The sequence below is a fragment of the Serratia sp. BFP-2025 genome (assembly GCF_050880365.1).
In the GTDB taxonomy this organism is placed as follows: domain Bacteria; phylum Pseudomonadota; class Gammaproteobacteria; order Enterobacterales; family Enterobacteriaceae; genus Serratia; species Serratia surfactantfaciens.
Window position 1 is genome coordinate 480,550 of record NZ_JBPAFV010000002.1, and the last position, 23,381, is coordinate 503,930.

The 23,381-nt window shown below is 57.2% G+C and carries 24 protein-coding genes; 7 read left to right on the forward strand and 17 right to left on the reverse strand.

All coding sequences use genetic code 11. The features are described 5' to 3' along the window. Positions 1 to 376 precede the first annotated feature (376 nt). Together ACRAWE_RS17675 and ACRAWE_RS17680 are read right to left on the reverse strand one after the other, a co-directional pair. On the reverse strand, positions 377 to 1,066 hold the full coding sequence (locus ACRAWE_RS17675; RefSeq protein WP_004936833.1) for an LrgB family protein: 690 nt from the start codon (positions 1,064 to 1,066) through the stop codon (positions 377 to 379). Further along, the gene (locus ACRAWE_RS17680) at positions 1,059 to 1,481 is read right to left on the reverse strand and encodes a CidA/LrgA family protein (RefSeq protein ID WP_004936830.1); all 423 of its coding nucleotides are present in this window, start codon (positions 1,479 to 1,481) and stop codon (positions 1,059 to 1,061) included. Before ACRAWE_RS17680 ends, ACRAWE_RS17675 begins: the two co-directional genes overlap by 8 nt. Positions 1,482 to 1,621: 140 nt before the next feature. Here ACRAWE_RS17680 and ACRAWE_RS17685 point away from each other — a divergent pair, with 140 nt between their 5' ends. Then, on the forward strand, positions 1,622 to 2,509 hold the full coding sequence (locus ACRAWE_RS17685; protein ID WP_019453187.1) for a LysR family transcriptional regulator: 888 nt from the start codon (positions 1,622 to 1,624) through the stop codon (positions 2,507 to 2,509). A gap of 75 nt (positions 2,510 to 2,584) precedes the next feature. Here ACRAWE_RS17685 and ACRAWE_RS17690 read toward each other — a convergent pair whose 3' ends face one another. The 5 genes from ACRAWE_RS17690 to ACRAWE_RS17710 all read right to left on the reverse strand — a co-directional run bounded on the left by ACRAWE_RS17690 (position 2,585) and on the right by ACRAWE_RS17710 (position 7,690). Then, the gene (locus ACRAWE_RS17690; RefSeq protein WP_019453188.1) at positions 2,585 to 4,234 is read right to left on the reverse strand and encodes a Na+/H+ antiporter; all 1,650 of its coding nucleotides are present in this window, start codon (positions 4,232 to 4,234) and stop codon (positions 2,585 to 2,587) included. A 197-nt stretch (positions 4,235 to 4,431) separates the two neighbouring features. Continuing rightward, the gene (locus tag ACRAWE_RS17695) at positions 4,432 to 5,793 is read right to left on the reverse strand and encodes an NCS2 family permease (protein ID WP_063918680.1); all 1,362 of its coding nucleotides are present in this window, start codon (positions 5,791 to 5,793) and stop codon (positions 4,432 to 4,434) included. Positions 5,794 to 6,126: 333 nt separating this feature from the next. Next, positions 6,127 to 6,534 (reverse strand): VOC family protein, encoded by a 408-nt coding sequence (locus ACRAWE_RS17700; protein ID WP_063918679.1) that lies wholly within the window; start codon positions 6,532 to 6,534, stop codon positions 6,127 to 6,129. Positions 6,535 to 6,581: 47 nt separating this feature from the next. After that, positions 6,582 to 7,250 (reverse strand): glutathione S-transferase family protein, encoded by a 669-nt coding sequence (locus ACRAWE_RS17705; protein WP_019453191.1) that lies wholly within the window; start codon positions 7,248 to 7,250, stop codon positions 6,582 to 6,584. Next, positions 7,247 to 7,690 (reverse strand): lipocalin-like domain-containing protein, encoded by a 444-nt coding sequence (locus ACRAWE_RS17710; RefSeq protein ID WP_019453192.1) that lies wholly within the window; start codon positions 7,688 to 7,690, stop codon positions 7,247 to 7,249. Before ACRAWE_RS17710 ends, ACRAWE_RS17705 begins: the two co-directional genes overlap by 4 nt. 194 nt (positions 7,691 to 7,884) lie before the next feature. Here ACRAWE_RS17710 and bhsA point away from each other — a divergent pair, with 194 nt between their 5' ends. Further along, positions 7,885 to 8,145 (forward strand): multiple stress resistance protein BhsA, encoded by a 261-nt coding sequence (gene bhsA / locus ACRAWE_RS17715; RefSeq protein ID WP_063918677.1) that lies wholly within the window; start codon positions 7,885 to 7,887, stop codon positions 8,143 to 8,145. A 55-nt stretch (positions 8,146 to 8,200) separates the two neighbouring features. Here the strand turns inward: bhsA and ACRAWE_RS17720 are convergent, their stop codons facing one another. Next, entirely contained in the window at positions 8,201 to 9,118 is a 918-nt protein-coding gene (locus ACRAWE_RS17720; protein WP_432525670.1) for a LysR family transcriptional regulator, read from the reverse strand. Positions 9,119 to 9,244: 126 nt separating this feature from the next. Here ACRAWE_RS17720 and ACRAWE_RS17725 point away from each other — a divergent pair, with 126 nt between their 5' ends. Both ACRAWE_RS17725 and ACRAWE_RS17730 read left to right on the forward strand, forming a co-directional pair. Continuing rightward, positions 9,245 to 9,994, forward strand: coding sequence for a 3-oxoacyl-ACP reductase family protein (locus tag ACRAWE_RS17725; protein ID WP_154747266.1), 750 nt, complete (start codon positions 9,245 to 9,247; stop codon positions 9,992 to 9,994). 190 nt (positions 9,995 to 10,184) lie between these two features. Then, a complete protein-coding gene (locus ACRAWE_RS17730) occupies positions 10,185 to 11,183 on the forward strand; it encodes an aldo/keto reductase (protein WP_019453196.1) in 999 nt (332 codons plus the stop codon). Positions 11,184 to 11,235: 52 nt separating this feature from the next. On the opposite strand, the gene ACRAWE_RS17735 is transcribed toward ACRAWE_RS17730, so the two are convergent. Genes ACRAWE_RS17735 through ACRAWE_RS17770 form a run of 8 tightly spaced genes read right to left on the reverse strand, consistent with a single transcriptional unit; the run spans position 11,236 to position 17,201 of the window. Beyond that, entirely contained in the window at positions 11,236 to 12,414 is a 1,179-nt protein-coding gene (locus ACRAWE_RS17735) for an acetyl-CoA C-acetyltransferase (RefSeq protein WP_025160131.1), read from the reverse strand. An 11-nt stretch (positions 12,415 to 12,425) separates the two neighbouring features. Beyond that, complete coding sequence (locus tag ACRAWE_RS17740; protein ID WP_019453198.1) at positions 12,426 to 12,821, reverse strand: carboxymuconolactone decarboxylase family protein; 396 nt, start codon at positions 12,819 to 12,821, stop codon at positions 12,426 to 12,428. After that, the gene (locus ACRAWE_RS17745) at positions 12,818 to 14,032 is read right to left on the reverse strand and encodes an MFS transporter (protein ID WP_019453199.1); all 1,215 of its coding nucleotides are present in this window, start codon (positions 14,030 to 14,032) and stop codon (positions 12,818 to 12,820) included. The genes ACRAWE_RS17740 and ACRAWE_RS17745 overlap by 4 nt, the downstream gene beginning before the upstream one ends. A gap of 11 nt (positions 14,033 to 14,043) precedes the next feature. Continuing rightward, positions 14,044 to 14,715 carry an HAD family hydrolase gene (locus tag ACRAWE_RS17750; protein WP_019453200.1) on the reverse strand — a complete coding sequence of 224 codons (672 nt, stop codon included), beginning with the start codon at positions 14,713 to 14,715 and terminating at the stop codon, positions 14,044 to 14,046. Further along, entirely contained in the window at positions 14,712 to 14,942 is a 231-nt protein-coding gene (locus tag ACRAWE_RS17755) for a tautomerase family protein (protein ID WP_025160132.1), read from the reverse strand. The genes ACRAWE_RS17750 and ACRAWE_RS17755 overlap by 4 nt, the downstream gene beginning before the upstream one ends. A gap of 8 nt (positions 14,943 to 14,950) precedes the next feature. Continuing rightward, on the reverse strand, positions 14,951 to 15,784 hold the full coding sequence (locus tag ACRAWE_RS17760) for a hypothetical protein (protein ID WP_019453202.1): 834 nt from the start codon (positions 15,782 to 15,784) through the stop codon (positions 14,951 to 14,953). Beyond that, positions 15,777 to 16,571: an AfsA-related hotdog domain-containing protein gene (locus tag ACRAWE_RS17765; RefSeq protein WP_019453203.1), complete on the reverse strand. Its 795-nt coding sequence runs from the start codon at positions 16,569 to 16,571 to the stop codon at positions 15,777 to 15,779. Before ACRAWE_RS17765 ends, ACRAWE_RS17760 begins: the two co-directional genes overlap by 8 nt. Before the next feature lie 15 nt (positions 16,572 to 16,586). Continuing rightward, on the reverse strand, positions 16,587 to 17,201 hold the full coding sequence (locus tag ACRAWE_RS17770) for a hypothetical protein (RefSeq protein ID WP_019453204.1): 615 nt from the start codon (positions 17,199 to 17,201) through the stop codon (positions 16,587 to 16,589). A 244-nt stretch (positions 17,202 to 17,445) separates the two neighbouring features. Here ACRAWE_RS17770 and ACRAWE_RS17775 point away from each other — a divergent pair, with 244 nt between their 5' ends. After that, positions 17,446 to 18,360: a LysR family transcriptional regulator gene (locus ACRAWE_RS17775; protein ID WP_025921000.1), complete on the forward strand. Its 915-nt coding sequence runs from the start codon at positions 17,446 to 17,448 to the stop codon at positions 18,358 to 18,360. Positions 18,361 to 18,420: 60 nt separating this feature from the next. Here the strand turns inward: ACRAWE_RS17775 and ssb1 are convergent, their stop codons facing one another. Beyond that, positions 18,421 to 18,951, reverse strand: coding sequence for a single-stranded DNA-binding protein SSB1 (gene ssb1 / locus ACRAWE_RS17780; protein ID WP_004936793.1), 531 nt, complete (start codon positions 18,949 to 18,951; stop codon positions 18,421 to 18,423). Between the two features lie 277 nt (positions 18,952 to 19,228). Between ssb1 and uvrA the strand changes: the two genes are divergently transcribed. Next, on the forward strand, positions 19,229 to 22,057 hold the full coding sequence (gene uvrA / locus ACRAWE_RS17785) for an excinuclease ABC subunit UvrA (RefSeq protein WP_019453206.1): 2,829 nt from the start codon (positions 19,229 to 19,231) through the stop codon (positions 22,055 to 22,057). Between the two features lie 363 nt (positions 22,058 to 22,420). Beyond that, positions 22,421 to 23,227 (forward strand): MipA/OmpV family protein, encoded by an 807-nt coding sequence (locus tag ACRAWE_RS17790; RefSeq protein WP_063918750.1) that lies wholly within the window; start codon positions 22,421 to 22,423, stop codon positions 23,225 to 23,227. Positions 23,228 to 23,381: the final 154 nt, after the last annotated feature.

Sequence of the window (23,381 nt, forward strand, 5' to 3'; positions counted from 1 at the left end):
TGACCATTTTATTTCCCCGATATTACTCAGGGATGACGAGCGTATTCCGCTTGTATTAATTCGAGATAATTAGGAAGGAACTCATATTACTTATTATTATTCACCATAGTTAATGTGCAACAATGCTTACGATAAGAGCCTCTCCATATCAATAAGTTATACTTTATTGTTTTAATGAAAATAATTTACTTTTTAATTAATTCATTGCCATTTAAAATGAGCGGCGATTTTGCCTGCAGCGCATCTATCGTTTTTTGTTATAACGATGGGAAAAATTATGCTGAAAAATTTCTTCGTTTTTTCGGGCGTCAATCAACGGCACCGTTCCCAACGACAGACGACGTAAAAGGGGCGGCATAGCCCGCCCCGAGAGGTCTTACCACATCAGCCGGCCGATCAACGGCGCGGCCACTACCGTGATAATTCCCGCCAGCATCATCACCAGGCTCGACACTACGCCCTCCTGCGGCCCCAGCTCATAGGCGCGGGCGGTGCCGGCGCCGTGCGACGAGGCGCCAAATCCGGCTCCCTTCGCCAGGCGGCTACGCACCGCCAGGCGCAGGAACAGAATATCGCCCACCGCCATGCCAAATACCCCAGTGATCACCACGAACAACGCCACCAGATCCGGCTGGCCGCCCATCTGCTTGGCAGCCTCCAGCGCGAATGGCGTGGTGATCGAACGTACCGCCAGGCTGCGCTGCACCTCTTCCGGCAACGTCAGCAGTCGCGCCAGCCACACCGAGCTGTACACCGCCACCAGCACCGCCGTCGTTACGCCGGCGGTCAGCGACAGCCAGTGGCGGCGAATGATATGCAGGTTCTCGTACACCGGCACCGCGAAGGCGATGGTCGCCGGCCCCAACAGCCACAGCAGCCAGTGGGTTTCACCGATGTAGTCCTGATAGGAAATGTGGGTGACCACCAGCAGCAACACCAGAATCATCGGTGTCAGCACCAACGGCATCAGCAGCAGCGTGCGGCGGCGGCGATAGAGTTTCTTGTTGGCGAAGTACAGCGCCAGCGTCGCCAGAAAACAGGCCAGGCTAAGGATGAAATCATTCATGGCGCTGCTTCCGTCGCTGCAGCCAAATCTCCAGCCGATACACCCTGTCCACCACCAGCCCGGTGGCGCCCAGCGTCAGCATAGTGCTAACCGCGATCACCAGAAAGATCTTCCAGCCCTCGACCATCAGCAGCTGGGCATAGTTGACCACCGCCACCACCGCCGGCACGAAAAACAGCAGCATTTCCGCCAGCAGCCAGCGGGAACCGGCCTTGACCCAGCTCAGCGGCAGAATGCGCAGCAGGATCAGCGCCAACAGCATCAGCATGCCGACGATATTGGCGGGAAGCGGCAGGTGGAATTGTTGCACCAGACGATCGGCGATCAGGAACAGCGCCGCATACAACGCCACCTGAATCGGCACCTGCAAACGGGTCAGCAGGGAGGGGGCTACGCGGCGTAACGCCAGAGACATGAAAGATGACCTCAAACAATAAATTGACGGCCTACAGTATACGCAGCCGGGAAACCACGCCTGAAATGAATTAAAATTATCGACATCATGCCGTCTGGGAATAGTTTCCCACCGGTAGCGTCCCCAAGGAGAACCCTAACGTGGATGTCCGCACCCTGCGCTACTTCGTTGAAGTGGTGCGCCAGCAAAGCTTCACCCGCGCGGCGGAAAAACTGTTCGTCACCCAGCCCACCATCAGCAAGATGCTGCGGCATCTGGAGGAGGAGCTGGAGTGCACGCTGCTGATCCGCGAAGGCCGCAAGCTGCGTCTGACCGACAGCGGCCAGGCGGTGTATCAGCGCGGCCTGACGATCCTCGACGAATTCCGCCAGTTGGAGGCGGAGCTGGAAGACATCGGTTCAGTGAAAAAAGGGGTGCTGCGGCTCGGCATTCCGCCGATGGTCGGCAGGCAGATCGCCGATCTGATCCGCCGTTTTCGCCAGACCTACCCCGGCATCGAATTAAAAATTTCCGAACTGGGCGGGCTGTCGGTCGAGCAGGCGGTGATGTCCGGCGAGCTGGATCTGGCGATGACGGTGCTGCCCTTCGATTCGGAACAGCCGCTGACCTTTCTGCCGCTGCTGGGCCATCCGATGTGCGTGGTGGCGCCGCGCACGCCGCAGTGGCTCAATCGCACCCGCATCAATATCGCCGAATTGGCCGACAGCCCAATCCTGATTTATAACGAGGACTTCGCGCTGTACAAGATGCTGATGAAGGCGTTTAGCCAGGCCGGTTTTGAGCCGCAAATCGCGGTGCGCAGCGGCCAGTGGGACTTCCTCGCCTCGATGGTGCAGGCTGGCGTGGGCATCGCCATGCTTCCGGAACCGGTCTGCCGCTGGCTGGACAAGGAAAACCTGGTTTGGCTGCCGCTGGAGCCGCGCATGGAGTGGCGGGTCGGGCTGATCTGGCGGCAGGGCAGCTATCTGTCGCACAGCGCGCAGGCCTGGATCGCCTGCTGCCGCGACTACTGGCCGCCGGTCAAGTAGCCAAAAAACAAGGGCCGCACAGGCGGCCCTTCGGGGCGGAAATAAGAGGAAAAACGTTTATTCCTCGTCTGAAGTTTACCCTTCGCGCTCGATCAGCAGCGCTTCGAGCAAGTCGAGATCGTGCAGCAGTTTTTGCAGCGTCTCGTTGCTGATTTTCTGCGTGGCGCGCAGGTGGTACAGCTCGCCGCGCTCGGCGCGCAGCGCCGTCAGGCGGAAACGCCGCTCGAGGTTTTCCATCGCCAGCGCATTCTCGATGTCGTCTTTCGAGGCGATGCGCCGCCGCAGCATGCCCGTCACCCGCGAGCTGACCTCTTTCAATACCTGCGGATCGAGGTTCTCTTCGGTATCGGCAACCAGGCGCTCTTCCATTTTATTCACGCTCTCGATCGCCACTTCGGCCGCCATGGCGATCGCCATGCGCTCTTCCTGCTTGCTGGCGCTCTTGTCGGTGACCTGCACGCCACGCAGCAGCAGCGGCAACGCCAGCACGCCGACGATCAACGACAGCAGGATCACCCCGGCGGCGATAAACACCAGTTGATAGCGCGCCGGGAAGGCGGTGCCGTCACTCAACAACAGCGGTATCGACAGCACACCGGCCAGGGTAATCGCCCCGCGCACCCCGGCGAACGACGCCACCCACAGCTCACGCGTGCTGTAATCGCCGAACTGCAGCGGGCGCTTTTTCATAAAGCGGTTGCTGGTTTTCTTCATTACCCACAGCCAGGTGAAGCGCAGCACCAGCAGCGCGGCGTAGATGGTGGCCACGTCAGCGAACAGGTACCAGGTCTGAATCGTCGGATCCAGCTCCGCCTGCAGGATAGAGGTCTCGAGAATGCCCGGCAGCTGCAGGCCCAACATGATGAACACCATGCCGTTGAACACGAACTCCAGCATCGCCCATACGCTGTTGGCGCGCAGGCGCATCGCCAGCGGCGCGTTGCGGATCACGCCGGACTGGCTGATGGTCATCCCCGCCGCTACCGCCGCCAGGATACCGGAGACGCCGATATGTTCGGCGATCAGATAAGAGGCGAACGGCAGCAGCAACAGGAACACGATCTGGGTCGCCGGATCGTCGCCGCTCCAGCGGCTCATCACCCGCAGCGATTTACTGTAGGTCCAGGTGACCGCCACACCGGCCAACAGGCCGCCGATCGCCACTTTGAGGAACTCCAGGGTTGCGCCGCCCACGGTGAACACCATGGTGCCCATCGCCACCGCGATGGCGAACTTGAGCGACACCAGGCCGGAGGCGTCGTTCATCAGCGCCTCGCCCTCGAGCACGCCCATGATCGGCTTGGGAATGCGCCCTTTACCGACGATGCCGGACAGCGCCACGGCGTCGGTCGGCGACAGCACCGCCGCCAGCGCGAAGGCCGCCACCAGCGGAATGCCCGGCACCATGGCGTAGATCAGATAGCCGACGCCGACCACGGTGATCAGCACCAGCACCAGCGCCAGGCCGAGAATTTCACGCCCGTGATGCAGGAACTCGCGCGTCGGCGTTTTCCAGCCGTCGGCGAACAGCAGCGGCGGGATGAACAGCACCAGGAACAGTTCGGGATCAAAGTCGACGTGCAGCCCGAAATGCGGCCAGGCCAACAGCGCCCCGATGGCGATTTGCATCAGCGGCAGCGGCACCTGGAACGGCAACATGCGCGTCACCACCCCGGACAGGGAGACCACCAGGATCAAAATGAGGATTGTAAAAAAGATTTCCATGCTTTCCTTAGACTCTACGATTCAGACGACATCGGCTCAGGGCCTGCGTTGGTCCCGATAGTAGATCACTTTTTTTACAGCGGTTAAAGCTTGTTGTGCCTTTCAAAACGCGGTGCAGAGCAGAAGAAGACTTATCTTAAGAAGGGAGATGCCGTGCATGCTTCCCCCGCCCGCCGGGCGAGGGAAACGAGGCGTGATTAAATCGCCCAGCCGCCGGCGTAAAACGCCACCAGCGCTACGGCGATCAGCACGGTGCCGATGTTCAGCTTGCGCCATTCGCCGGAGAAGATGCGGCCGATGACCAGCGAGCTGAAGCCCAGCATGATGCCGGTGACGATGTTGCAGGTCAGCACGATGAATACCGCGCACAGCAGGCCGGCCATCGCATCGACGAAGTCGTTGAAGTCCAGCTTGGTGACGTTGCTCAACATCAGCAGGCCGACGTACATCAACGCCGGTGCAGTGGCATAGACCGGTACCAGATAGGCCAGCGGCGACAGGAACAGGATCAGCAGGAACAGAATGCCGACCACGGTGGCGGTCAGGCCGGTCTTGCCGCCCGCGGCGGTGCCGGCGGCGGACTCGATGTAGACGGCGGCGGGTGCGGCGCCCACCAGGCCGGAGAAGATGCTGCTCAGGGAATCCGAGGTCAGCGCCTTGCCACCGCTGATGATCTGCCCGTCTTTATCCAGCAGGTTGGCCTGCCCGGCCACCGCGCGGATGGTGCCGGTGGCGTCGAACACCGCGGTCATCACCAGCGCCAGCACGCTCGGCAACACCACCGGCTGCAGCGCGCCCATGATATCCAGGCTGAAGATCAACGATTTGCCATCAGCGTCCGCCAGGCTCGGCATGGCGAACAGCCCCTGGTATTTCACCGCCGGATCGAAGATCAGACCGATGATGGAAATGGCGATGATCACCAGCAGAATGCCGCCGGGCACGCGCAGTTTCTCCAGCCCGAAGATCACCGCCAGACCGACCAACGTCATCACCACCGGGAAGGAGGTGAAGGCACCGAGCGCTACCGGCAGGCCATCCAGCGGGTTCTTCACCACCAGGCCGACGCCGTTGGCGGCGATCAGCAGCAGGAACAGGCCGATGCCGATGCCGGTGCCGTGCGCCACGCCCATCGGCAGGTTGCGCAGGATCCAGGCGCGAATGCCGGTCACCGAGATGACGGTAAACAGCACGCCCATCAGGAACACTGCGCCCAGCGCCACCGGGATGCTGATGTGTTGGCCCAGCACCAGGCTGAACGCGGTGAAAGCGGTCAACGAGATCGCACAGCCGATGGCCATCGGCAGATTAGCCCACAACCCCATCAACAGCGATCCCAGACCAGCCACCAGGCAGGTGGAGACGAACACCGCCGCCGGCGGGAAACCCGCCTTGCCCAGCATGCTCGGCACTACGATCACCGAGTACACCATCGCCAGGAAGGTGGTCAGCCCCGCCACCACTTCCTGGCGCACGCTGCTGCCGCGCGCGGAAATTTTAAAATAGCCATCAAGCCCGCCGGTTGGTTTTGCGGCGTGGTTCGCTTGAGAGTTCGACATAGGTTACTTCCCCTGTGTTTCATGAATCGGCCCGTCGCAGCAGGCCTGTAATCTCGCCCGCGCCTGATCGCCACGTAATCGTTTACGTCACGTTCCGCTTCCTTGCCCTTCCGTCGCACCGCCAACGGCGATGCGCACCAAGGCAAACGTTTAACTCGCAGCGCGCGGTACGGGTGATTTATGGTGGTTTATTCAAGGCAAACGATTATCCTGCCTTCCCTAGCGTCTAATCAACTAAAGATCGCGGCAAATTATGCAGAAAATGACGGGAATGGCTTCTGCACGAAAAGACGGGGCGACCGGACGCCCCGAGCGACATCTTCCACGACGACATTATTGCGTCTGCACCGCACTGGGATCCATGTACATCAGCTCCCAGATATGGCCGTCCAGATCCTGGAATCCGTGGCCGTACATAACGCCATAATCCCGCGGCTGGTGGTAGGTATTGCCGCCGCCGGCGATCGCCTTGCGCACCAGTTCGTCGACCGCCGCCCGGCTGGGTTGCGACAGACAAACCAGCACCTCGGTGGCCTGCCTGGCATCGCCGATCGGATTTGGGGTAAACATGCTGAATTTGTCGTGGGTCAGCAGCATCACGTAAATCGTCTCGCTGACCACCATGCAGGCGGCGGTATCGTCGGTAAATTGCGGGTTGAAACTGAATCCCAACTGGGTGAAAAACGCCATCGAGGCGGGCAGATCGCGTACGGGCAGATTAACGAAGATTTGCGTAGCCATGGGCTACCTCCGATGAAGAATGACCTCATCGAGTATAGCCCATCGCTTTAACTCAGCAGATCGTAAGGGCCGCCCTGCTCCAGCGCCCGTTGATAGGCCGGCCGGGCATGAATGCGCTGCAGGAAGCCGCGCAGTTTCGGGCAATTGTCCAGCGCGCCGCGCGCCGCCATCGCCTCCAGCGGGAAACTCATCTGGATGTCCGCCGCACTGAAGTCGTTGCCGACGAACCAGCTGCCCTTGTTCAGGTGCTGCTCAAGGTACTCGCAGTGCGGCGCGATCTGCTTGTCGAGGTATTCGCGCTGCACGCCTTTGCCGATCGCGCCCGCCACCGGCCGCAGCAGCCACGGGATCGGCGGCTGGCCAAGACGGCTGAACACCAGCTTCATCACCAACAGAGGCATCAGCGATCCTTCCGCGTAGTGCAGCCAGTAGCGGTATTGCTGACGCGCGTGGAAATCGGTCGGCATGAACATGCCTTGCGCGTCATAGGCTTCCTGCAAATATTCGATAATGGCGCCGGATTCCGCCAGCGTCAGATCGCCGTCGACGATCACCGGCGATTTGCCCAGCGGGTGGATCTTTTTCAGCGCCGGCGGCGCCAGCATGGTGTTCGGATCGCGCTCGTAGCGTTGCACCTGATAGGGCACGCCCAGTTCTTCCAGAAACCACAGAATGCGCTGCGAACGCGAGTGATTGAGATGATGAACAATGATCATGACGAGGCTCCTGTCCGTTGCCACACCAGCTCGCCAACCTGCAAGCCGTTGCCGAGCTGCAGCGGAACCGTGCGCAACGTCAGCCGATCGCCGCTGAAAGCGTAAAAGCGTATCTGACGGCTGCCGATCCAGTTGGGGAACGAACAGCCTTCGACCTGATGCACCACCTGCAGCTCGCTTTCCTCCACCTGATAGCGGCCGAAGTAGCAAATCATATTGATGAAAGCGGTATGGATCTCGCGTTCGGACCCCTGCGCCAAATCAGCGGCGGCGAAACGCGGCCGCACGGCGCTGTAGAGCTGCGCCGCCATCGTGCCATTGGCCTCATAGTGGATGCGCCCCAACACCTGCTCACCCAGCGGATAATTCAACTCGCCATCCTGATTTTTAAACGCCGACGACACCAGCGCCCAGCTGCCGATAAACGCGTTTACCGTCATCAGTCTTCTCCGGTTAAGGATCGTCTGTAAAGGGTAGTGATGATTTTTACCGCGCGCCAGCGGGTGAAAATAATCAATTTATTTGAATGAAATACTCAAAACTCTCCGATTTTTTATTCCGACCTGCCGCACTACTATTTAACACATCGAGAGACAACGAGCTCTCACCCAATCAATACGCTGAGGAATACATCATGAAAAACGTCAAAATTTTTGCTACCGCTGCACTGCTGGCTACCGCTTCTTTCGCTACCTTCGCCGCTGACCTGCCAACCAGCCAGCCTGCCGCAGACGCTCAGAAAATCGGCGTAGTCTCCGTGAGCGGCGCCGCCAACCTGAGCGCGCTGGAAAGCGAACTGGCCAGCAAAGCCGCCGCATCGGGCGCCAGCTCATACCGCATCGTCGCCGCCGGCGGTCAGAACAAACTGTACGGCACCGCAGAAATCTTCAACTGATCGTCGAACAGCTAACCGACGGAAGAAAGAAGCCCCGCAAGGGGCTTTTCTCGTTTTAGCGGGCATCAAAGCGTGCCGCCAGCTTCTGCAGGCGAAACTGCTCGGTGATGTAATCGACGAATACCCGGGTTTTGGTCGGCAAAAATTTGGTGGTGGGAAAATAGAGGTAGACGCTGCCGCGATCGACATACCAGCCCGGCAGAACCCGCACCAGACGGCCGCTTTCCAGATAAGGCGCCGCATTCGGCATGCCGATCAGCGCGATGCCCACCCCCATCTCCGCCGCCCGCGCGGCCGCTTCCGGTTCGTTGACCGTCATCGTGACCGACATCGCCGGCGCCCGCTGCTCATTGACCGCGTTGCGCAGCGGCTGATGGCGGATACGCCCGGTTTGCGGCGAGCGGATAAAGATGCCCGCATGTTCCGCCAACTGCTCCGGCTCCGTCAGCGGCGGCCGCTGCCGCAGATACTCCGGCGAGGCCACCAACACCCCATGAGCCGGCGCCAGCTCACGCGCGATGATGCCCTGCGCCAATTCGATGCCGCCGCCCAATGCCGCATCGAAGTGCTCACCGATCAGATCGACCTGGCGGTTGTCGAAATGCCAGTCCGGCACGATCGCCGGATAACGCGCCAGAAAGTCCGGCAGCATCGGCAAGACGAAATGCAGACCAAAGGCGGTGCCCATGCTGACCTTCAGCCCGCCGGCCGCCGCGCCGCCGCCGCTGCTCAGCCCTTTCAATGCGCACTGGATCGATTGCAATCCGCCGCTCACCTCGCTGAGAAAACGCTCCCCCGCCTCGGTGAGGATCAGCTTGCGGGTATTACGCTGAAACAGCCGCACGCCAACCACCGCTTCCAGCCGGGTGACATTCTTGCTCACCGCTGCCGGGCTGATGCCCAGCTTGCGGCCGGCGGCGGAAAAGCTGCCGTTTTCCGCGCTGCTGACGAAGCACTCCAGATGTCCCAGCATGTTTTTCCTCTATGGATTTTAAACTTATGGTTTGAACTGATTATAGCTCTTTGTGGCTAGTTACCGCGCGGGCGATCCCAGATACTGACCGTAACGGTTTTCCCTTACCCACTCTGGAGACACAGCATGACCACAGCACAAACTCTGCAAGGTAAAGTCGCATTCGTTCAGGGCGGCTCGCGCGGCATCGGCGCCGCCATCGTGAAACGGCTGGCGAGCGAAGGCGCCGCCGTCGCCTTTACCTACGCCGCCTCGGCCGATCGCGCCGACGCGGTGGTGAACGCCATCACCGCCGCCGGCGGCAAAGCCCTCGCCATCAAGGCCGACAGCGCCGATGCGGCGGCGCTGCAGCAGGCGGTACGCCAGGCGGTGAACCTCTTCGGCAACCTGGATATTCTGGTGAATAACGCCGGGGTATTTACGCTGGGTGGCACCGAAGAGCTGGAGCTGGACGACCTGGACCGCATGCTGGCGGTCAACGTGCGCAGCGTGTTCGTCGCCAGCCAGGAAGCGGCGCGCCACATGAACGACGGCGGCCGCATCATCCACATCGGCAGCACCAACGCCGAGCGCGTGCCGTTCGGCGGCGCCGCGGTCTATGCGATGAGCAAATCGGCCCTGGTCGGTTTGACCAAAGGCATGGCGCGCGATCTCGGCCCGCGCGGTATCACCGTCAATAACGTGCAGCCCGGCCCGGTGGACACCGAGATGAACCCGGACGCCGGCGAGTTCGCCGATCAACTCAAGCAGTTGATGGCGATCGGCCGCTACGGCAAAGATGAAGAGATCGCCGGCTTCGTCGCCTACCTGGCCGGCCCGCAGGCGGGTTATATCACCGGCGCCAGCCTGAGCATCGACGGTGGCTTCTCGGCATAACCATCTCTGAAATGCAAACAGCCCCGTGAAGGGGCTTTTTTATAGAAAAAATATCATTAAATAAGGAAGCATTATTTGGCTTAATCACATTAATGCCACACTCGATACCTTTTTTGAATCGACAACTTTGAAATTCTCTTGTCATTACAGCCAATGCCATACTGCCCAGTCACCCTATGGAGAAGTTAATATGAAAGAAAGAACGCTAGGCAATGGTTTAACCGTATCGGCTATGGGTTTTGGCGCGATGGGATTGAGTGAGTTCTATGGCGACACCGATGATAATACATCGCTGACGGTATTAAAAACGGTGATTGACACTGGCGTCAATTTTATTGACACCGCCAACTTATATGGTCGTGGACATAACGAAAGGTTATTAGGCCATTTCCTTGCCACGCTGGGCCATGCACAGCGCAACAAAATAAAAATTGCCACAAAATGCGGTATCGATCGCTCCGATGACAATGCCTACGCGCGCCGCATCAATAATCAACCTGATTATATTCGCCGTTGCTGTCATGAGTCACTGCAGCGGTTGGGAGTCGAGCGTATCGATCTCTATTACCTGCACCGCGTCGATCCCCAAGCGGATATTGAGGAGAGCATGAGCTGTCTGTCACAGCTGGTGAAAGAAGGCAAGATTGCGCAGGTGGGCTTATGCGAAGTCTCTGCTGCCACATTGGAAAAAGCGCACCATGTTCATCCGATCAGCGCCTTGCAAACCGAATATTCACTCTGGACACGCGATATCGAAGAAAACGTGCTGCCGACAGCCATGCGTTTGGGCGTCGGCGTTGTTCCTTACTCTCCGTTAGGCCGGGGATTCCTGACCGGGAAATATCTCAGCAATCAGGCCTTCGCCGATAATGATTTCCGCAAAAACAATGAACGATTCATTCAGAGTAATATCGAGCATAATGCTAAAATCCTGCAGGCGATCGCCCCGCTGGCGGAAAAGCATCAATGCACGCCTGGACAAATTTCGTTAGCCTGGTTACTGGCTAAATATGAGAAAATCGTCCCCATTCCTGGCACCAAAAACAGTCATTACGCTATCGAAAATGCCCAAGCGGAGAACATCAGACTGACTGAAGAAGATTTAACCTTGCTTAATACATTAAAGGAAAAAATAACAATTATGGGAGAGCGTTATAGCCCAGAGGGAATGAAAGGCGTGAACGCCTGATAATATCAATAAAAAGAGGGCTGAAATATCAGCCCTCTTTTTTATGCTTAATTTATTTTCTCATTACGCTGAGGGCTACCCCCTCACCGCCCCCCACGCACAAAGCGGCAATACCTTTATTCAACCGGTTACGCTGCATATGATGAATCAGCGTAACCAGAATGCGGCAACCGGAAGCGCCGATTGCGTGCCCCAACGCGATCGCGCCACCATGCGGATTGACCCGTTGCGGATCGATGCCAGATGCCGACATCACCGCCAGCGCCTGGGCAGCGAAAGCCTCGTTGGACTCGAGCGCCTCCACCTCGTCCGCATGCCAGTTTTGTTTATTCATGCACTGACGAATCGCCTCGATCGGCGCCGCCCCCATGATTTCCGGTTCGATGCCGGAGTTGCTGAAATGCCCCAGTACCGCCAGCGGCTCCAGCCCGAGGCTCTCCGCTTTCTCCCGGCTACACAGCAGCACCGCCGCAGCACCGTCATTGAGCGATGAAGCATTGCCCGCCGTTACCGTACCCGCTTTTTGAAACACCGGCTTCAGCAACGACAGTTTTTCGTAACTCGTCTCCCGCGGCCCTTCATCCTGCTCGAAACGCGTTACCTCACCTTTGCGACTCACCGACTCAATCGCCACGATCTCATCGCGGAACAGGCCATTCTGCTGCGCTGCCAGAGCGCGCTGATGCGACAGAGCGGCATACTCGTCCTGCTGCGCCCGCGAGATATTGAATTGCCTGGCCACGTTCTCCGCCGTCACACCCATATGGAAATCGTGGAAAGCATCCCATAAACCGTCATGCACCAACGAATCCTTCAGTTCGCCGTGCCCTAAACGCTGACCTTTACGCGAATTGCCGATAAGGTGCGGCGCCAACGACATATTTTCCTGCCCCCCGGCGATCACCATCTCCGCTTCTCCGCTTTGGATAGCCTGCATCGCCAGATGCACCGCCTTAAGCCCCGAGCCACAGACCTTATTGATCGTCAGCGTCTGGGTCGTCACCGGCAATCCCGCCAAAAGCGCCGTTTGTCGGGCGGGGTTCTGGCCGCACCCGGCGGTCAGCACCTGCCCTATGATCACCTGCTCAACCTCTTGTGCCGCCACCCCGCTTTCGGCCAACAGCGCCTTCACCACAGCGCTCCCCAGCGCCGTCGCCGGCTTGTCGGATAGCGCCCCTTGAAAACTGCCTGTCGCCGTACGCTTTGCCGCCACCACCACCACATCTCTCATCACGATTGTCCTTAATCTTCTGGTTGCGCGGCGTGCTGAGCGACGGCAGCGCGATAAACGGTAAGCGCATTCATGCAGGCGGGAACCCCGGCATAGATCGCCATTTGAATCACAATTTCCAGCAGTTCCCGTTGCGTTACCCCCACGTTCAGCGCCGCACGCATATGGAGCTCCAGCTGGGCGGATGCATTACCCAAAGTGATAAGCGAAGCAACGGTGATCATCTCCCGGCTCTTGAGATCCAATCCTTCACGCCCTACCACCGCGCCAAAAGCATAATCGGTGATCAAACGCGGCAGGTCGTCGTCCAACTCCCGCAGACGGCCGGTCACCTTATCGGCCAAGCCCGTTTCAAGCCGATCCATAATCGCGCGCCCGTGCTGCGTCAACGCATCCCCGCTTCTCATGGCGCTTCTCCCACCAGCGCCGCTGCTTGTTCGGCTTTTACCGGAATCATCGCGATCAGCAGCAACGAGAGCGCAATGGCGATACCCGCGATCATCAATAACGCAGGAATGCTGTACAACGACACCAGCCATGCTCCCGCCAACGCGCCGCAGCCGATGGCACCATTAAAGAAGGAGACGTAAATCGCTGAAGCGGGGAACGCATTTTCACCGGCCAGGCGCAGCACCCAGGTTTGGAAACCGACGAAGATGCCGGAAACGGCCAGGCCCCAGACGATCACCAACGCCAGAATTTCCGCACTCGTCAGGCTGTTGCCCATCTGGCCAAGGGTCAGCAGCGTTGCGGCGATCAGCACGACAGACAGCACCACCATCGGTTTCAACCATTTGTCGATAAACACGCCGGTGACAAAGTTGCCCGCCAGGCCGGCAATACCGAAAACGAAAAGCATCACCGGGATCATGCTGGAAGTGACTGCCCCAACGCTGTGCAACCAGGGTTCAATAAAGGTGAATGCAGCGAAATGCGCCGTGATGGCCAGCAAAGTCGCACCGTAGATGCGCCACAGCGCGCCTGAACGCAATACGCGAGCCAATGCCTCGAAGCCGAGGGCGCTACTGGCTTTCACCTTCGGCACGACCAAAGCAATTCCCACCAATGCAATCACACTCAGCAGAGACATCAACCAAAAAGCAGGCCGCCAGCCGACGTTCAGCCCGATATAATTCGACAGCGGCACACCGAATACGCTGGCCGCAGAGACGCCACCGAAAACGATGGACGTGGCCAGCCCGATGAATCTTGTCGGCACCAGCGATACCGCCGTTGCACCGATCATCGCCCAGAATGCGCCGTGCGCCAAAGCGCCGATCACGCGGGCAGCCAGTAACCAGTGGTAATTTTCAACCATGGCGCACAGACTGTTGGAGACCAGGATGATCAGCGTCAACGTCAGCAACAGCAGCTTTTTAGGCAAGTTGCCCAGAAACAGCGAAGACAACAGTGCGCTGATCGCGCCAACCCACGCATAGAGCGTGACTGTCAGGCCGATCATCGACTCTGACTGGTGCAGGCCTTCGGCCATCGGCGTCAACAGGCCGATAGGCGCTAATTCAGTGGTAACAATGGTGAACGTGGACAGGGCCAAGATCACCAATGCCAACCAGGTTTTAATGCTCAATGGCTGATTGTCACTTGATAAATTTTTCATCGTATCCTCAATTAATTGGGAGCATTTTCCGCCAGCATGTTCCAATTATTCCGGCGCGCATATTCCGCCAGGTTTGAATGTTCGCCTACACAAACGGGGTTGCCCGTCGCTGACAGCATCGGAATATCAGAGAGATCGTCGCCATAGGCGAAACTTTTTCTCAAATCGATATTATGGCTTTGGCTAAATGACAATAGCGCCCGCTGCTTGCCCTGCCCGATCGTTTGCGGCTCACCGATTTCCCCGGTCAGTTTCCCTTTCGCATCCAACAGCAATTGAGTGCAAAGAATGGCATCGGCGCCGAGCCTCAGCCCTAACGGTTTCAATAACGGCAACATGGAGCCTGAAATAAAAACGGTGAGATGCCCACTGATTTTATGGCGCTGAAAACGATCGACGGCAGAGGCGATATAAGCATCCTGTTCCTGCAGATATTCATGAAACCAGTCCTCCGCTACCTGATAAACATCATCGATATCTATGCCGGAAAACTGCCTGTAATACATACGATTGAGCACCTCTCGCGGCACGCCTTCTGCAACCGCCTGTTGAAAGCGTTTAATAAATTCCTCATAAGCTTTCTGAGTGCCGCGAACATTGCTCCAATAATGATAAAAATGGAACATGCTCTTCATTTTAATCAAGGTTTCATCTACATCGAAAAATGCCGCAGCAGACGTCACGCTTCCTCCTCATAAGTCTTGCGGCGGCTTTTCACCGGAAAAGCGGTATCGTTACCCAATACACCGGCATCCGCCCAACGCGATGGCGAAATTTCGCTGATGACAACGGAAATCTTGTCTAACGGCGCCCCACAATGTAAATGGACCGAGTGCGTAATTTCTTCGATGAGTTTTTTCACTTTAGTCTCATCATTCATTTTCCAGGTAGTAACTTGAACAACTGGCATAGGAAACCTTATTCCACAGTGGTAAATTCGCTAAAAGATAATGCAGGCAATTTCAGATGCGCATGAATATCGCCCCCCAATCCATAAATGCCTATCGCGCCGCCAAAGCTCTGGCGACAGCTCATAAATAAAACCACGACATTAATCACCCGGTTGCTATTTTCGCTCGCGGCCGGGAAAGGGTTGGGCAATTCAGCCCAAAATTCGGCGTGGCCCTGCGCGTCTGTCACGAACACGTTGGGGATCCCCAGTGGTCCCGGCCGGGTTGGCGCAAGCGGCGACAGGTCACGCTCTCGCAAGCTCATCACGGTATAAACGCTATTCGGCACCAGATAATGAAAGCGGAAATCGAAACGGGCCGAGCGGCGATCTTCACTGAGGCTAACGACGAGTTCGCCTTGCGCCGTCATCCAATCGGCCAAAGTAATCGCCGGCAGCCGGCGCGGGCCGTCGGTGGTTCGCATGTCGGCGATGTAGCCTTCATGCAGCGGCACGCTTGGCCTGCGATCGTTAGCGGCCTCCGGCCGTTGCTCCGGTGCAAACGTCATCGGGTAGTTATTCAGCGGCAACGGCAGCGGCAGCGTGTACAGGGTGATATCCGCCAACTGTTCGGCCGTCAATGTCTGCAGTTCGTCGATGACGGTATAGGGTAAAGCCTGGCCAAACGCGGGTAATGGGCTGTTTTTATCTACAATTGCGCCCCCCCACTCAATGCCGTTTTGGCGCGGGATCTGCCCGATGACCACAAAGTTTCCCTTGGCATCCACAACCTCCGCAGGGGGGTAAAGCGGCCCCTGCGTGGTCACGGCCAGAGAGTAGCGCTGGCCGTTAGTCTCAGGCATGCACGCCCCCTCTTTCACTCGGGACGCCGAGACCGGCATTCTGCAAAAGGGTATGCGTCATCTCTGTCGCCAACACCGCTTCTTTTTCACCGATAACCGAAGCCGGATAAACGGTAAACGATACCGACATGCTCGCGCACAGCGTAGTGTGCTGAGAGATGCGGATCTCCGCTTTGAAGCGCGCGCGGCGTTCATTCACGTTCTGCTCCACCAACTCATAGTGGACAATCGCCGGCAACGGGAACAGGAAGTTTTCAAACTTGATGTTCATATCATTGATGACATAGTAGGATTTTCCTGCGCTGTCAGGCAGGTAGAATTCTTCGGTGACAGCAATAAAGGTTTGGCGACACGCCTCAACCAAAATCATCCCCTGAATATGTTGTCCCGTCTGGTGGTCGGCCATCAGTTCACAACGTTCATCAATCAGTAAAGGCAGAGCAAACAAGTTATCCTCAACTTTCTCTGCGGCGCCAATCAATGTGTTGTGATTTATTTTTTTATGCGAATAGGCGTTTCTTGCTGTCGCCGTCAGCTTTTCCAACTCGGTCAGATCTAATTTATTGTCATGACTTCTGTTGCGATGCTGGTTCTCCAGCACTTTCCCGGCATAATCATCGCGCACACCCTGGCCAACAATAAATTGGCTGTTAGTATCTATAATATGAGCAGGGATTTGAGTGATAAGTTCTAACTGGCTAATGGTTACAACGTCTTTACCGTTAGAGAACTCGCTAAACTTATCACCGACGACCACGATTTTCTTCGACATTGCTTGATTTTTCATTACAACCTCAAGTTATCAACAACAAGAAACTGAACGATAAATACGGGTATAAAGACCTTCATTTCCGCCGGTAATATAGCTATCTCCGGCTTGTTGAATAATGGTCTGATAACGGGCATTGGTGAAAGCTTCTTTATAGGCCTCTTTATTTCCATTGAAAGCCGAGATAAACATAACGCCTGGTTGGCCGCTGATCAGTGAGTGATATGCGCCGAAGCTGGTGATTTTATCTTTGTTATCACGAACGACATTGAAAATAGTTTCTTCACGCCAGTGACGATATTGACTGTAATTTTCTGCAGGAACCTCCACATGACGCAGTTGGACATACTCAGTGGCGGGAATATCGTCAACGGTGTCAATAGGCGCTTCAACGAACTTGACCAGCTCACGGCGAACGTCACCGGCAAGCACGGCAGAAAACGAATGGAATGCAGACTCCAACTCACTTTCCTGAGCGGCAATTTCCTCGATGGAGGAAAATGCGCGTAATTCGAGCAATTCGTTAATATTTTGCTCATCCGAGACAAAGTATTTTCCAGCATGGCTATTCGCCAGCGATTTGAATTGTGACTTATCGGTATTGTCTTTCAGTGGGAAGCGAGTAATGAGTACGTATTTTGCCGACATAAATAAACCTCTGTAGATGTGTGTGTTCAGAGGCTTCACAATAACAAGTCCATAACATTAGAGAATTGTTAGTTTTGTAATATAACTTTTGTATCAATAATGTTATGGAAATATAACAACCGTTCAGGTAATCTGATACAAAAAATAGAATACCGCTGTACCCGACGTGTTGATTCTGGATTTTATTTGCTATCGCCCACCTTTCGCCAATCAGCGTCAGGTCGAATGACGTCGGAGCCCGTAATTGACGATTTTCAATGAAAAACTACCCACAATTAAGCAGTTGCAGTGCTTTCTCGCCGTCGCACACGAGCTGAATTTTCGCCGGGCAGCCGAAAGAATGCGAATGACGCAACCGCCGTTGACCCGGCAAATCCAGTGCCTCGAGGACGTGATTGGTTGCCCGCTGTTTACCCGCGATACCCATCAGGTACATTTAACTGAGGCGGGAATCAAACTGGAGGAGCAAGCCAAACAACTCATTAATCAGCTTTCTCATTTGGTTCAACGACTCAATGTCGAGAGCGACACGGTGAAAATCGGCGTCACGCGTACGCTGGATTTCAGTCTGATCCCCACCATCAATGCCCATTTGGAAAAGCTCATCGATGCCGATGAGATCTCCGCTCATCAACTGACGTCAAAACAGTTACTGCAGATCTTGGCTCGGGGGAATCTGGATATCGCGCTTGTCGGCGAGAAAGCGCCTAACGGCGAAGAAGCCTTTGAATTTCGTTGGTTGTATCGAGAACCGCTCATGTTGGCGCTGCCTTCATCTCATCCCGCCAGCATTCAAGATACCGTATCGCTGCGCGACGTTGTCGATCTGCCGCTCTACTGGTTCTCCCGCAGTGCAAACCCGGGTTTTTATGATAAGTGCGAAAATGTCCTTCAATCACTGCCTTTTGTACTGAAGCGCAAAGCGGAACCCGACGATTCACTGATCATGCTGGCCAGCATCGCCCGGGGAAAAGGCATGGCACTGATGCCACAATCGATGTGCGTATCCACCCGGGCGGGCTTGTGCTATCGCCACCTGGATGCACAAATGAATGAAAGATTGCATATCGACGTTTATCTGGTGATGCAAAAAAACGAAAAACGGGTCAACGTATTGAACGCAGCCCGACAATTGTTGGCCTCATCGCCAGAGCGCTGAGGCTGCAAAAACAAAAAAGCCCCTTGCGGGGCTTTTTTGTTGGCTGTAAACGGCCGGATATCAGAACGGAATATCGTCGTCGAAATCCATTGGCGGTTCGTTGCTGGTCGCCGGTGCGCTGTTCTGCGCCGGACGAGACTGCTGCTGGCCGCCGCTGAACTGGTTGCCGCCCTGTGGCTGCTGAGGCTGGCCCCAACCGCCCTGGCCGCCGGCAGACTGACCGGCCGGTGCGCCGCCGCCCTGGCGGCCGCCCAACATCTGCATGGTGCCGCCGACGTTAACCACGATCTCGGTGGTGTAACGATCCTGGCCGCTCTGATCCTGCCATTTACGCGTCTGCAGGGAGCCTTCGATGTAAACCTGAGAGCCTTTGCGCAGGTATTCGCCCGCCACTTCGGCCAGTTTGCCGAACAGCACGACGCGGTGCCACTCGGTCTTCTCTTTCTGTTCGCCGGTCGCTTTGTCACGCCAGCTTTCGGAGGTCGCCAGGGTAATGTTGGCCACTGCGCCGCCGTTCGGCATGTAACGGACTTCTGGATCCTGACCCAGATTCCCGACCAGAATTACTTTGTTTACGCCTCTGCTGGCCATGAGCACTTCTCCCGATGATTGATTTCTACACAGTATAAACGCGTCAGTTTACCACGCTGAGTACGAAACCACACCCGTGTTGATAAGTGCGAATTGCATTCCAGAATTGTCTTTTCGATCGGCCTTGTTGCATTCGCATACTGGATATTCATTCAGGTTTTTTTGTGTCATAATTATGCGTTTCGACCAGGCTGTGCCGGTTTTTTGCGAGATCCATCACAAAATCCCCCGCAAAAATCGCGACAGGCGCGGTGTATCATCAAGACGGGAAGTGTAAATGGACAATATCGAAGTTCGTGGTGCTCGAACCCATAATCTGAAAAACATCAACCTGATTATCCCGCGTGACAAACTGATCGTCGTCACCGGCCTGTCCGGTTCCGGCAAGTCATCGCTGGCTTTCGATACGCTGTATGCCGAAGGGCAGCGGCGCTATGTCGAATCGCTCTCCGCCTATGCGCGCCAATTCCTGTCGTTGATGGAAAAGCCGGACGTCGATCATATCGAAGGCCTGTCGCCGGCGATCTCCATCGAACAGAAATCCACCTCGCACAACCCGCGCTCCACGGTCGGCACCATCACCGAGATCCACGACTACCTGCGCCTGCTGTTCGCCCGCGTCGGTGAGCCGCGCTGCCCGGATCACCATGTACCGCTGGCGGCGCAAACCGTCAGCCAGATGGTCGACAATGTGCTGAGCCAGCCGGAAGGCAAACGCCTGATGCTGCTGGCGCCGGTGGTGAAAGACCGTAAGGGCGAGCACACCAAAACGCTGGAAAACCTGGCCGCCCAGGGCTATATCCGCGCTCGCATCGACGGTGAAGTGTGCGATCTGTCCGATCCACCGAAGCTGGAGCTGCAGAAGAAACACACTATCGAAGTGGTGGTCGACCGTTTCAAGGTGCGCGACGACATGGCGCAGCGCCTGGCCGAATCGTTCGAAACCGCGCTGGAGCTGTCCGGCGGCACCGCGGTAGTGGCGGATATGGACGACGAAAAAGCGGACGAGCTGCTGTTCTCCGCCAACTTTGCCTGCCCGATCTGCGGCTACAGCATGCGCGAGCTGGAACCGCGCCTGTTCTCCTTCAACAACCCGGCCGGCGCCTGCCCGACCTGCGACGGCCTGGGCGTGCAGCAGTTCTTCGATCCGGATCGCGTGGTGCAGAACCCCGAGCTGTCGCTGGCCGGCGGCGCGATCCGCGGCTGGGATCGCCGCAACTTCTACTACTTCCAGATGCTGCGCTCGCTGGCGGAGCACTATGAGTTCGACGTGGAAGCGCCGTTCAACACCCTGAGCGCCAACGTGCAGAAGGCGGTGCTGAGCGGTTCCGGCAAAGAGTCGATCGAATTCAAATACATCAACGATCGCGGTGACACCACCGTGCGCCGCCATCCGTTCGAAGGCGTGCTGCACAACATGGAGCGCCGCTATAAAGAGACCGAGTCCAGTGCGGTGCGCGAAGAGCTGGCGAAGTTCATCAGCAACCGACCGTGCGCCTCATGCCACGGCACCCGCCTGCGCGAAGAAGCCCGCAACGTGTTCGTCGAAGACACTACGCTGCCGGAGATCTCCGATCTGAGCATCGGCCACGCGATGACCTTTTTCCAGAACATGAAGCTCAGCGGCCAGCGCGCCAAGATCGCCGAAAAAGTGCTGAAAGAGATCGGCGATCGCCTGAAATTCCTGGTGAACGTCGGCCTGAACTACCTGTCGCTGTCCCGTTCGGCGGAAACGCTCTCCGGCGGCGAAGCGCAGCGTATCCGCCTCGCTAGCCAGATCGGCGCCGGCCTGGTGGGCGTGATGTACGTGCTGGATGAGCCGTCGATCGGCCTGCACCAACGCGACAACGAGCGCCTGCTGGAAACGCTGATCCACCTGCGCAACCTCGGCAACACGGTGATCGTGGTGGAGCATGACGAAGACGCCATCCGCGCCGCCGACCATGTGATCGACATCGGCCCCGGCGCCGGCGTGCACGGCGGCCAGGTGGTGGCGGAAGGCACCGTCGACGACATCATGGCGCAGCCGGAGTCGCTGACCGGCCAGTTCCTCAGCGGTAAACGCGAGATCGCCATTCCGGCGCAGCGCGTGCAGGCCGATCCGACCAAGGTGCTGAAGCTGAGCGGCGCGCGCGGCAACAACCTGAAAGACGTGACGCTGACGCTGCCGGTCGGTCTGTTTACCTGCATCACCGGCGTGTCCGGCTCCGGCAAATCGACGCTGATCAACGATACGCTGTTCCCGATCGCCCAGCGCCAGCTCAACGGCGCCACCATCGCCGAACCGGCGCCGTTCCGCGAAGTGACCGGCCTGGAGCATTTCGACAAGGTGATCGACATCGATCAGAGCCCGATCGGCCGCACGCCGCGCTCCAACCCGGCCACCTACACCGGTATCTTCACTCCGGTGCGCGAGCTGTTCGCCGGCGTGCCGGAATCGCGCAGCCGCGGTTACACGCCGGGCCGTTTCAGCTTCAACGTCAAGGGCGGGCGCTGTGAAGCCTGCCAGGGCGACGGGGTGATCAAGGTCGAGATGCACTTCCTGCCGGACATCTACGTGCCGTGCGACCAGTGCAAGGGCAAACGCTATAACCGCGAAACGCTGGAAGTGAAGTACAAAGGCAAGAGCATCCACGAAGTGCTGGAGATGACCATCGAAGAAGCGCGTGATTTCTTCGACGCGGTGCCGGCGCTGGCGCGCAAGCTGCAGACCCTGATGGATGTCGGCCTGTCCTACATCCGCCTCGGCCAGTCGGCCACCACGCTCTCCGGCGGTGAGGCGCAGCGCGTGAAGCTGGCGCGCGAGCTGTCGAAACGCGGCACCGGCCAGACGCTGTATATCCTCGACGAACCGACCACCGGTCTGCACTTCGCCGATATCCAACAGCTGTTGGCGGTGCTGCATCAGCTGCGCGATCAGGGCAACACCATCGTGGTCATCGAGCATAACCTGGACGTGATCAAAACCGCCGACTGGATCGTCGATCTGGGGCCGGAAGGCGGCAGCGGCGGCGGCGAGATCCTGGTCGCCGGCACGCCGGAAACGGTCGCCGATTGTGAAAAATCGCACACCGCGCGCTTCCTGAAACCGCTGCTGGCAAAATAACGGCGGGTTATTCTCTCAACGAGGCGGAATCGTCCGCCTCATTTTTTTAATATTCCGCACTTTTCGCCGAGAAACACCTATCGCTTTAGTGATTGGCATAATATGCCGATTTTTTGCTTCTTCTGAATCATGCCTTTAAAAACAGGCAGTTTCTTCACCTCGAAAAATAAAATCCCTCCTGAATGCCGCCTGTTTGCCTTTTGTTTATTCCCCATGCGCTTCACTATTCCGATGAAATAACGCCGCGCCTGTGCACCGCGCGCATATTAATCAATATAAACATAGCGTTTATAAATAGCCTTCAATAAATGAATGGGCCTATTGGCTCGTACTTTCAATGGGATGATATAAAAGGTGTTTAACGTGGATAATAAATTGGGAACCTCTGCCGCCGCGCTGTTATTGTTTTTCCCCCTCGCCGGTCAGGCGCAAGACGGCGAAGCGTCTTTGACGCTCGCCGGCGGTCTCGCCGTCGCCCCCGCCTATGAAGGCTCTTCTTTTTACAGTATTGAACCTCTGTATCAGGTGAATGCCGGCTATCAAAACGCCAACTGGGGAGAGTTCAGCGCGGGCAGCGAAGGGGCGCGCTGGCAATTTCCGCTGGCCGGGCCCATCGGCATCGCGCTGTTGCTTAACTATGACGCCGGTCGTGACGAAGAAATCAGAACCTTGCGCGGCCGCAACACCCGGCTCAAAGGCATGGGAAAACTGGGTGGCGCACTGGAGGCCGGCGCCGAGCTAAGCTACCAATTCGATCCCTTCCGCGCCTATGTCAAAGGGATGCAGGCGACGCGCAAACGCAGCTACGGCGGGGAAGAACTGGGCCACACCGCCTATGTGGAAACCGGGCTCACCGGGCAATATCCGCTCAGCGAACAGCTGACGTTGATCGGCAACCTCTCCACCACCTGGGCCAACAGCGGCTATCTACGCGGCTATTTCGGCGTAACGTCGCAGCAGGCTCAACGCAGCGCCTTTAGCGCTTATCGGCCGGGCAGCGGATTTAAGGACGCCACGCTCACCGCCGCCCTCAATTATCAGTGGCGGCCGAACGTCGCTTTCCAGGCCGGGGTCGGCGTGACCCGTCTGCTGGGCGATGCGGCCGACAGCCCTATCGTCGAGAAAACCACCTCGGGCATGGCCTTCACCAGCGCCAGTTACAGCTTCTGAGGTTGTTGCCCAGGGTCTGTGCAGGCAGGGAAAACGTCGCGGTTAAAAAATGAACTATAGTTTAGCTGATTGTTAGGTAAACGGATGGATAATTAAGCATTGATTATTTACCTGACAATGTCAGGCGTGACTCCCTCTTATTAAGGATATTTTA